Origin of the sequence: Corynebacterium otitidis ATCC 51513 (genome assembly GCF_000296405.1) — a bacterium.
GTDB classification, from domain to species: Bacteria; Actinomycetota; Actinomycetes; order Mycobacteriales; family Mycobacteriaceae; genus Corynebacterium; species Corynebacterium otitidis.
Window position 1 is genome coordinate 649,665 of the sequence record NZ_JH815192.1, and the last position, 9,933, is coordinate 659,597.

Annotated in this window: 9 protein-coding genes, 1 tRNA gene and 2 rRNA genes; 4 read left to right on the forward strand and 8 right to left on the reverse strand. The window is 69.6% G+C overall.

The window, feature by feature from the left end; genetic code table 11:
* Positions 1 to 31: 31 nt before the first annotated feature.
* The 3 genes from nrdI to ykgO form a co-directional block, all read right to left on the reverse strand.
* Positions 32 to 475, reverse strand: a complete 444-nt coding sequence (gene nrdI / locus HMPREF9719_RS02860) for a class Ib ribonucleoside-diphosphate reductase assembly flavoprotein NrdI (protein WP_004600463.1) — start codon at positions 473 to 475, stop codon at positions 32 to 34.
* Positions 476 to 553: 78 nt separating this feature from the next.
* Positions 554 to 793 carry a glutaredoxin-like protein NrdH gene (nrdH, locus tag HMPREF9719_RS02865; RefSeq protein WP_004600464.1) on the reverse strand — a complete coding sequence of 80 codons (240 nt, stop codon included), beginning with the start codon at positions 791 to 793 and terminating at the stop codon, positions 554 to 556.
* Between the two features lie 408 nt (positions 794 to 1,201).
* Entirely contained in the window at positions 1,202 to 1,324 is a 123-nt protein-coding gene (ykgO, locus tag HMPREF9719_RS02870; protein WP_004600465.1) for a type B 50S ribosomal protein L36, read from the reverse strand.
* 228 nt (positions 1,325 to 1,552) lie between these two features.
* On the opposite strand from ykgO, the gene nadE reads away from it, so the two are divergent.
* Positions 1,553 to 2,383, forward strand: a complete 831-nt coding sequence (gene nadE, locus HMPREF9719_RS02875; RefSeq protein ID WP_004600466.1) for an ammonia-dependent NAD(+) synthetase — start codon at positions 1,553 to 1,555, stop codon at positions 2,381 to 2,383.
* Here the strand turns inward: nadE and HMPREF9719_RS02880 are convergent.
* Positions 2,380 to 3,282 carry a fructosamine kinase family protein gene (locus HMPREF9719_RS02880; protein WP_004601737.1) on the reverse strand — a complete coding sequence of 301 codons (903 nt, stop codon included), beginning with the start codon at positions 3,280 to 3,282 and terminating at the stop codon, positions 2,380 to 2,382. The two genes, nadE and HMPREF9719_RS02880, sit on opposite strands and share 4 nt — an antisense overlap.
* A gap of 191 nt (positions 3,283 to 3,473) precedes the next feature.
* Here HMPREF9719_RS02880 and HMPREF9719_RS02885 point away from each other — a divergent pair, with 191 nt between their 5' ends.
* Together HMPREF9719_RS02885 and HMPREF9719_RS02890 are read left to right on the forward strand one after the other, a co-directional pair.
* Positions 3,474 to 5,690, forward strand: a complete 2,217-nt coding sequence (locus tag HMPREF9719_RS02885) for a heavy metal translocating P-type ATPase (protein WP_004600468.1) — start codon at positions 3,474 to 3,476, stop codon at positions 5,688 to 5,690.
* A 5-nt stretch (positions 5,691 to 5,695) separates the two neighbouring features.
* A complete protein-coding gene (locus HMPREF9719_RS02890; RefSeq protein ID WP_004600469.1) occupies positions 5,696 to 6,013 on the forward strand; it encodes a metal-sensitive transcriptional regulator in 318 nt (105 codons plus the stop codon).
* 171 nt (positions 6,014 to 6,184) lie between these two features.
* Here HMPREF9719_RS02890 and HMPREF9719_RS02895 read toward each other — a convergent pair.
* Positions 6,185 to 6,260 (reverse strand) — tRNA-Ala (locus tag HMPREF9719_RS02895).
* A gap of 80 nt (positions 6,261 to 6,340) precedes the next feature.
* On the reverse strand, positions 6,341 to 7,081 hold the full coding sequence (locus tag HMPREF9719_RS02900) for a DsbA family protein (RefSeq protein WP_004600470.1): 741 nt from the start codon (positions 7,079 to 7,081) through the stop codon (positions 6,341 to 6,343).
* 198 nt (positions 7,082 to 7,279) lie between these two features.
* Between HMPREF9719_RS02900 and HMPREF9719_RS02905 the strand changes: the two genes are divergently transcribed.
* Positions 7,280 to 8,692: an alanine/glycine:cation symporter family protein gene (locus tag HMPREF9719_RS02905; RefSeq protein ID WP_004600471.1), complete on the forward strand. Its 1,413-nt coding sequence runs from the start codon at positions 7,280 to 7,282 to the stop codon at positions 8,690 to 8,692.
* Between the two features lie 592 nt (positions 8,693 to 9,284).
* Here the strand turns inward: HMPREF9719_RS02905 and rrf are convergent.
* Both rrf and HMPREF9719_RS02915 read right to left on the reverse strand, forming a co-directional pair.
* Positions 9,285 to 9,402 (reverse strand): 5S ribosomal RNA (gene rrf, locus HMPREF9719_RS02910).
* Between the two features lie 123 nt (positions 9,403 to 9,525).
* A 23S ribosomal RNA gene (locus tag HMPREF9719_RS02915) occupies positions 9,526 to 9,933 on the reverse strand; the annotation flags it as partial.

A 9,933-nucleotide genomic window follows, 5' to 3' on the forward strand; every position in this document is an offset into this window, starting at 1 on the left:
GTTTATCAAAAAAGGGCCCGTCTGCAGCGGGCTACTGGCGCTCCGCGCCGAGGGGCTCGAGGCCCAGGTCCTCGGCATGCGAGAGCAGGTTGTGGCGCACCACCGCGACGTCCTCGTCGGTGCCGCGCAGCTCGAAGCGGTAGACATAAGGGACGCCGCACTTCGCGGCGATGACGTCGCCGGCCTTGCCGTAGTCGGCCCCGAAGTTCGTGTTGCCCCCGGCGATCACCGCGCGCAGCAGATGACGGTTGCGCTCGTCGTTGAGGAAGCGGATGACCTGGGGCGGGACGGGCTTGGGCTGGCGCTTGGCCAGCGAGACCCCGCCGCCGTAGGTCGGGCACACGAGCACGAAGGGCTCCTCCACTACGAGCCCGTCCTCGCTCGCGCGCAGCGGGATGCGCCGGGCCGGGAGGTCGAGCTTGTCGACGAAGGCCTTGGTGTTGCCCGTGGCCGACGAGAAGTAGACGATGAGCACCCTTGCCCCCCTCTTCGTCGCTATCGCGGGGTTGATCCGGTTACCCGTGTCGCGGCCCCCGCGCGCCGCCGGCCGGCGCTACGCGGCCTGGGCCTCCTGGGCCAGCGCCTTGATGCGCTCGGGGCGGAAGCCGGACCAGTGCTCACCGTCGGCCTCGACGACCGGGGCCTGGAGGTAGCCCAGCGCGAGCACGTAGTCGCGCGCCTCGTCGTCGGTGGAGACATCGACCTGCTCGTAGTCCAGGCCGGCGCGGTCGAGCGCCTTCTTCGTCGCGTTGCACTGCATGCAGGCCGGCTTGGTGTAGAGCGTGATAGCCATAGTGATGTCTCCCCGTCCATCGAGTGGTTTCGCCGGCGCGGGCGCCTCGTCCCGCCGCTGACCGGCCATGATTCCCCGCCGTGAAGCGATGGAAACGACACTATACTTTGGCCCAACTGGACGCAAGGGATACCACATGTGGTAGTTACAGCCGTGATATTCGCTGTTCGGCCCCGGGCGGTGGACCATATGTAGCGCCCCCACCCGGGAGGCCTCGCGCGGCGCCGCGACGAATCCGCAGGTGGCCGGGGACGACACGGTATTGTGATATTGCTCTCACGTGTCGTGCGGGTCGGTACGCCCGCACCCCGGCGGCACGGGCAGCTTCCCAACGGCACGAAAAAGCCGGCCGCACCTTGAAGGGACGATCCCCTCGAAGGTGCGGCCGGCCGTAGCGCGGCGCTTCGCCTAGCCCTGGCGGGCCTTGAAGCGCGGGTCGCGCTTGTTGATCACGAAGACCTTGCCGTGGCGACGCACAACCTGGGCGCCCGGCTTTTTCTTCAGCGACCGAAGCGACTTGCGGACCTTCATCGGGCGCTCCTTTCCATGTCGTCGATGCCGTGCCCCGCGTGGCTCCCGACGGGCGCCGCCGCGCCCCGGCCGGGCCGCGCGACCCGCTTCCGGGCGGCACGAAGCCAAGATAACGGCGGATATTCTAGCCCACACTTTCTCCCCGGCCAAACCAGCTCGGGCCGCGGTTAGGGTGAGGGCAGGCGGCGGCCGCGCCGGCCGCCCATCCGACCGAGGAATGGAGGAGCCATGCCCGAGGAAAGCCCGCAGGGGGAGGTCCGCCGCAGGCTGGGCGTCGCGCCCGAGATCGACCCCGCCGGCGAGATCGAGCGCCGCGTGTCGTTCATCGCCGACTACCTCTCAGGCTCCGGGGCGAGGGCGCTGGTGCTGGGGATCTCCGGGGGCCAGGACTCGACGCTCGCCGGGCGGCTCAGCCAGCTCGCCGCGGAGCGGGTGCGCTCCCAAGGCGGGAGCGCGAAGTTCGTCGCCGTGCGCCTGCCTTATGGCACGCAGGCCGACGAGGACGACGCGCAGCTCGCGCTCGACGTCATCGCCCCCGACCGGCGGCTCACCGTGGACATCAAGCCCGCGGTCGACGCGTCCGCCCGGGCGGCGGCCCGGGCGCTGGGAGTCGAGCGGCTCGGCGATAAGAACGTCGGCAACATCAAGGCCCGCGAGCGGATGATCGCCCAGTACGCCATCGCCGGGGAGCTCGGCGGGCTGGTGGTCGGCACGGACCACGCCGCGGAGAACGTCACCGGCTTCTTCACGAAGTTCGGCGACGGCGCCGCCGACCTCGCGCCGCTGACCGGGCTGACCAAGTCCCAGGGCGCCGCGCTGCTCAAGGAGCTCGGCGCGCCGGCCAAGACGTGGGAGAAGGTCCCCACCGCCGACCTCGAGGACGAGCGCCCGGCACTGCCCGACGAGGAGGCCCTGGGCGTGAGCTACCGCGACATCGACGCCTACCTCGCCGGCGGCGAGGTCCCCGGGGACGCCGCGCGCCGCATCGAGGAGCTGTGGCGCACAGGAGAGCACAAGCGCCACCTGCCGCCGGGCCCCGACGACGAGTGGTGGCGCTAGCCTAGGCGCGCGGTCACCCGCCGGACTGCGTCGACCAGCGCGTCCCCGTAGGCGGGGCCGTGCGTCTTCGCGTGCACGGCCAGCGGGTGGAGCTGGTGGGCCGGGATGTCCTCCCGCCAGCCCTGAGGCAGGGGGTGGACCTCCTCGTAGCCCGCGAAGATCTCCTCGAGGCCCGGCGCGCCAAAAAGCGCGAGCATCGCGAGGTCCGTGACCCGGTGCCCGCCGTGCGCCGCCGGGTCGATGAGCACCGGCCCGTCCTTGCCGAAGAGCAGGTTCCCCGACCACAGGTCGCCGTGGATCCGCGCGGGCTTCGGGTCGCCCCAGTCGTGCCCGCGCACGAGCCGGCAGGCCTCCTCGACCTCCTCGAGGCCGCCCCGGTCGAGGTGCCCCGCGGCCACCGCGTCGCGGGCGAAGGGCAGCACGCGCTGCTCGACGTAGAACTCCGCCCAGTCGTCGGTGGGGGTGCACTCCTGTTCCGCGGTGCCGATGTAGTTCGGCCCGTCCCAGCCCGGCGGCGGGCAGCCGAAGGCCTCCGCCCCGGAGTCGTGGAGCCGGGCGAGCTCCCGGCCGGCGGTCCTCGCCGCCTCAGCGCTCGGCCTGCCGGCGGGCACGCGGCGGGTGACGATCTCCTCGTCGCTCGCCTCGACGACTTCTGCGACGAACGAGCGCTCGTGCGCCCCGTCGGCGAGCCAGCGCAGCCCCTCGGCTTCGGCGCGCGCGGCGAGCCGCTGCGCGGGGCGCTTGGTGACGGTGTCCCTCGACATCTGCGGCACGACGGCCTCCTCTACCTCGCCGCCCGACCGGGCCTTAGGGGCGGCGCGTCGACGACGGCTTCGCAGCCCGGTCCCGTTCCGCGCGATGGTAGCCGCGCCCGCGCCTCCCGCGCCGCGGCGCCGCACTCCGCGCCCGCTGTGCGCCCCGGGAAGTCCCAGCTTAGCACCATTGCCAGATACCCCATAGGGGTATACATTCGGGGTAGGGCCCCTTCCGGTCGGCGGCGCACCCTCGCGCCCGCGCCGGCACGGCCCGACAAAGACGCACGCAGGACCCGGCCCGCGTCGCCGCGCGGGCCGGGCAGGAAGGAGAAGGCATGAGCACCGAGCACGCCCACGCGGGCGGCGCCGAGGCCGACGCCCCGCACGATGACGGGCACGGCCACCACGACCACGACGATCGCAGCTCCCACCACGGGCACGAGTCGCACGCCGGGCACGACCACGACGAGCACGCGGGGCACCACCACGGATCGCACGGCCACGGCGGCCACGGGCATGGCGGTCACGGCGACCACGCCGCGCAGTTCCGGCGCCTGTTCTGGATCATGCTCGCGCTCGCCGTGCCGGTGGTCGCGTTCAACGACATGTTCGCCGACCTCATCGGCTACCCGCTGCCCGACCAGGCCTGGGTGCCGTGGGTCTCCCCCGCGGTGGGCACCGTCATGTTCCTCTGGGGAGGCTGGCCGTTCCTCAGCGGCGCGGTCGACGAGGTCCGCTCGAAGAGCCCGGGGATGATGCTGCTCGTCGGGCTCGCCCTCACGGTCGCGTTTATCGCCTCGTGGGGCGCGAGCCTCGGCCTGCTCAGCCACGAGCTGAACTTCTGGTGGGAGCTCGCGCTGCTCGTGGTCATCATGCTGCTCGGCCACTGGATCGAGATGCGCTCGCTCGCGCGGACCAGCTCCGCGCTCGACTCCCTGGCAGACCTGCTGCCCGACGAGGCGGAGAAGATCGACGGCGACGAGGTCGTCGCGGTCTCCCCCGACGAGCTCGAGGTCGGCGACGTCGTCATCGTCCGGCCCGGCGCCTCGGTGCCGGCGGACGGGCGCGTCGTCGAGGGCGCCGCCCACGTCGACGAGTCGATGGCCACCGGCGAGTCGAAGGCGGTGCGCCGCGAGGCCGGGGACCGCGTCGTCGCCGGCACGATCGCCACCGACTCGGGCCTGCGCGTCGAGGTCACCGCCACCGGCGAGGAGACGACGCTCGCGGGCATCCGCAAGCTCGTCGCCGACGCGCAGGAGTCCTCCTCGCGCGGGCAGCGCATCGCCGACCGCGCCGCGGCGTGGCTCTTCTGGTTCGCGCTCGGCGCCGCGGTCGTCACCGCGGCGGTGTGGGCGGCCGTCGGCCGGCCCGAGGACTCGGTCGTGCGCGCCGTGACGGTGCTCGTCATCGCCTGCCCCCACGCGCTGGGCCTGGCGATCCCGCTCGTGGTGGCCATCGCTTCGGAGCGCGCCGCGCGCGGCGGGGTGCTCGTCAAGGACCGGCTCGCGCTCGAGTCGATGCGCACCGTCGACGCGGTGCTCTTCGACAAGACCGGCACGCTCACCAAGGGAGAGCCCACCGTCACCGGGATCGACGCGGCGGACGGCCGGGGCGACGACGAGGTCCTTTCCCTCGCGGCGGCCGCTGAGGCCGACAGCGAGCACCCCCTCGCCCGGGCGATCGCCGGCGCGGCGCGGGAGCGCGGCCTCGACGTGCCCGAGGCCAAGGACTTCTCGTCCTCGCCCGCCGTGGGGGTCGCGGCGAGCGTCGCCGGGGCGAGCGTCGAGGTCGGCGGCCCGCGGCTGCTCGAGGAGCGCGGCGCGCCCGAGCGCCCCGCGGCAGCCCGGTGGCGCGAGGAGGGCGCGATCGTCCTCCACGTCCTCGCCGACGGAAAGGTCGCCGGGGCGCTGCGGCTCGCCGACGAGATCCGCCCCGAGTCGCGCGACGCGATCGACGCGCTGCACGCCGCGGGCGCGCAGGTCGCCATGGTCACCGGCGACGCGAAGGCCGTGGCGGACGCCGTCGCAGGCGAGCTCGGCATCGACCGGGTCTTTTCCGGCGTCCGGCCCGAGGACAAGGCGGCCAAGGTCGCCGAGCTCCAGGGCGAGGGCCGCACCGTCGCCATGGTCGGCGACGGCGTCAACGACGCGCCCGCGCTCGCGCGGGCCGACGTCGGCATCGCCATCGGCGCGGGCACCGACGTCGCCATCGGCTCCGCCGGGGTGATCCTCGCGTCCTCCGACCCGCGCTCGGTTCTCTCGGTCGTCGACCTGTCGCGCGCGAGCTACCGCAAGATGGTGCAGAACCTCGCCTGGGCGGCGGGCTACAACCTCCTCGCCGTGCCGCTCGCCGCGGGCGTGCTCGCGCCGATCGGCGTCGTGCTGCCCATGAGCGTGGGCGCTATCCTCATGTCCGCCTCGACCGTCGTCGTCGCGCTCAACGCGCAGCTCCTGCGCCGCGTCGACCTCGACCCCGAGAAGAGCGCCGCGAGGTTCCTCGACCGGCCCGCCGCCCAGGCGGGCGCGCCAGGCGCGGAGACCGGAAAGGACTAGGCCCAATGAGCACCCCATCCCCCGCCCCGCAGCCGCCGGCCGGGCACGGCTACATCAGCGACAAGGACCGCTACCTCGCCCGGCTCAAGCGGATCGAGGGCCAGACCCGCGGCATCCACCGCATGGTCGACGAGAGCGCCTACTGCATCGACATCCTCACCCAGATCAGCGCCGCCACCGCCGCGCTGGAGAACGTCGCCGTGGACCTCCTCAAGGACCACTTAAGGCACTGCGTCGCCTCCGCCGTCCAGGAGGGTGGGGACGGCGCCGAGGAGAAGATCGAGGAGGCCGCCGCCGCGATCGCCCGGCTCGTGAAGTCCTAACCCGAGAAGGCTGGCCGCGTGGGCTTATCGTGGCCCAACTGTGGCCTAAAAGCCCGTGAGGGCGTCCTTTTTCCCGACGCCCGAGAGCCAGAGAACGAGCCCCGCGCCCGCCGTGTTCCCGCAGGTAGATACGGAAAAACCCCAGGCCTTAGGCCTGGGGTTTCTTCTTCGTGGTGGAGCTAACGGGATTCGAACCCGTGACCCCCACACTGCCAGTGTGGTGCGCTACCAGCTGCGCCATAGCCCCTTGGGAACCGCTCCGTGCGGAACGGTTGATTACCTTATCCCGGACTCCCGCCAGGGACAAACCTAGAGGTCAACGGGAGTTTAGCCGGCGTTTTCCTCGAGCGCCTCGGTCACCCAGTCGTCGCTGAGCTGCTCGAGCTGCTCGCCCTCGACGAAGACGGCCGGCACGGCGACGGAGTCGGCGTTGCTCGCGAACCACTCCTGGTTGCGCTCGCTGATCTCGATGGCCTTGTCGAGGAACTCGCCCGAGGAGATCGCCTTGACGGTCTCCGAGCTCGCGCCGAGCTCGTCCGCCGCGTCGGCGAAGTCCTCCGGGCCCCAGCTCGAGACGATGTCCGACTGGTGCGCGAAGACGAGATTGCGGAAGTTCCAGAACACCTCGGCCGAGTCGTGCTCCTCAACCGCGAGCAGCGCGGCGAACGCGTGATGGGAGAAACCCTCCTGGTCCTTGCCGTCGAGGAAGGTCTGCGTGCGCAGCGTGAGCTCCATCTTCCCATCGCGCAGCGCCTCGAGGAGGTCGTCCTTGTCCGCCTCGTTGGTCTCCGCACAGTGGGGGCAGGAGAAGTCCTCCGCGATCGTCGCGTGGACGACGTCGTCGCCGGCGTCCTCGGGGCGGATGACGAACTCGTCACCCTCGAGGTCCACCGTCGCGGGAAGATCGTCTACCGTCTCCCCGACGAAGTCCCGCGCCTCCTGGTTGCGCCCCGCGACGTAGATCGCCACCGCCGCGACGACCGCCACGGCGATGAGGATGACGACCACCCACTTAAAGCCGCTACCCGACTGGTTCGGGGACGAGACCTTCTTACCCTTCGTGCTCACAATGCGCTCCTCTAGCTGTTGCGTCGTTCCAGCTGGATCGGTGCCGGCGCCCGTGGCCCCGAGCAGCCACGCACGGACCGCAGTCCCCCCCGAGCTTAAACGACCGGCCGCACAGCACCGACATAACTACAGACCCAGGAAGGACAACACATATTTTGAGCTTTTGGCGACCCCTGTCACAGTGTAGGGTTTTCGTGCATGGAATCTTTGCAGTCGGTGCTCGACACCATCTCCGACATCATCTGGGGACCATTCCTCCTCATCCCCCTGCTGCTGCTCTCCGGGCTGTACCTGACCATCCGGCTGGGGTTCCTCCAGTTCCGGACCCTCGGTAGGGCGCTGCGCCACGCCTTCGTCGACGACAACGAGGGCAAGGGCGACATCTCGAACTTCCAGGCCCTCACCACGGCGCTCGCCGCGACCGTCGGCGTGGGCAACATCATCGGCGTGGCCACGGCGCTGTCCATCGGCGGGCCGGGCGCGCTGTTCTGGATCTGGGTCACCGGACTTGTCGGCATGGCCACGAAATACGCCGAGACCTACCTCGGCATTAGGTTCCGCACCACCGACTCCAACGGAGAGCAGGTCGGCGGCCCGCAGGTGTACCTGCGCCGCGGCATCTCCGGGCCGCTCGGCGGCATCCTCGCCACCGCCTACGCGATCTTCGCGGTCGTCGCGTCCTTCGGCATCGGCAACCTCACCCAGGGCAACGCCGTCGCCAACGGCCTCGAGGACACCTTCGACATCGAGCCCATCCTCACCGGCGTGCTCCTCTTCGTCGGCATCGGCTGCGTGCTGCTCGGCGGCATCCAGGCGATCGGCCGGGTCACCTCCGCGTTCGTCCCGCTGATGATCATCATCTACGTCATCGGCGGCATCATCGTGCTCATCATCAACGCCGACCAGCTGCCGGGCGCCATCGCGCAGATCTTCTCCGACGCGTTCACGGGCACCGCCGCGACGGGCGGCTTCGTCGGGGCCGGAATCCTCGTCGTCCTCCAGATGGGTGTCGCCCGAGGCATCTTCTCCAACGAGTCAGGCCTCGGCACCGCCGCGATCGCCTCGGCCGCGGCGCGCACCTCGCACCCCGTGCGCCAGGGCCTCGTCGCCATGACGCAGACCTTCATCGACACTCTCATCGTCGTGAGCATCACCGGCCTCTGCATCGTCGCCACCGGCGTGTGGGACCAGGGCGAGGACCGTGCGGGCACGATGACCGCGGACGCGTTCTCCGCGGGCCTGCCGGGCGATTGGGGCGGCATCATCGTCTCGCTGTCGGTCGTGTTCTTCGCGTTCTCGACGATCCTGGCGTGGTCCTACTACGGCGAGCGGTCGCTCGTCTCGCTGGTCGGGCGCTGGGCCTCGATCCCCTACCGCATGTTCTTCACCGTCGTAGCGTTCGTCGGCACCGTCACGGAGCTCTCCATCGTCTGGACGTTCTCCGACATCGCGAACGGCCTCACGGCGCTGCCGAACCTCGTCGGGCTCCTTATCCTCTCCGGCCTCGTCGCCCGGGAGACCAAGGACTACCTCAAGTTCGACCCGAAGCTCACCGCAAGCCCCGAGGCCTGCCGGGACTTCCTGCACGAGCAAAACATCAACTGGGAGTAACGACTCCCTAGGCACTGCGCCACCCCGGGCACCTTTTAAGGGCCCGGGGCTCTTTTATTAGAAAGGCTCGCCCGGGGCCCTGCACGACGCCGCAGCCGCGAGGAAAACACCCCGAGGACCAGAGACGTCGGAAACTATTCGGGGGATACGAGTAGGAACGGCCGTACGCGCCCACCAGGCGCGACGAAAACCCCGACAACAGACGCTGCCACGGCGCACTAAACGTCACGCTCACCTCGGCACACTCGGTACAGAGAGGGAAAACGAGCCTGCAACCGCAAGGGCCCACACGGCACATGGGGAGAGGACGAACGCGAATCTAGTCCGCGACAGAGCCACCATGCCCATGCAGGGGCCAGGAACCTAGGCCCCAATCACCACGAGAAACGTGGCACTCCGGCCTCCATTGCTGAACACATCGGCCCTCGCGCTGTCCCGTGGACCCGGACGCGGAACGATCAAAAGACGACGGCCACGTCGTGACACGGGGAATGAACCCGCGCATGCAAAAAAGAGGTGTGGAGTGCACCAGCCTAAGACCACAAACGGCCAGGATCAGTGCAACCCACACCCCACATATTCAACAATAACGTGTTGGCGGTAACCTACTCTCCCACACCCCACCAGGTGCAGTACCATCAGCGTGAATGGGCTTAGCTACCGGGATCGGAACGGAACCGGGCGGACCCCCACCACCATCAACCACCAACACAAACCACAACACAACACCACAAACAGGTGCTGCGCCAGACACCACACAGCAGACACAACCCACGACCACATATTGATTGCGGCAAACCAACCCACCAGCAGCCATACAGCCACCAAAAACAAAGTGTTTTCGAGTCGGTGAATTAGTACCGGTCACCTCAACACCCCTTCACAGAGCTTCCAGCCCCGGCCTATCAACCCCATCATCTCTAGGACACCTCAAAAGAAACCTCATCTCGGAACAGGCTTCCCGCTTAGATGCTTTCAGCGGTTATCCCTCCCGCACATAGCCAACCAGCAACACCCATGGCAGAATGACTGGCACACCAGAGGTACGTCCATCCCGGTCCTCTCGTACTAGGGACAGCCTTCCACAAGTTTCCACGCGCGCGGCGGATAGAGACCGAACTGTCTCACGACGTTCTAAACCCAGCTCGCGTGCCGCTTTAATGGGCGAACAGCCCAACCCTTGGGACCAACTCCAGCCCCAGGATGCGACGAGCCGACATCGAGGTGCCAAACCATCCCGT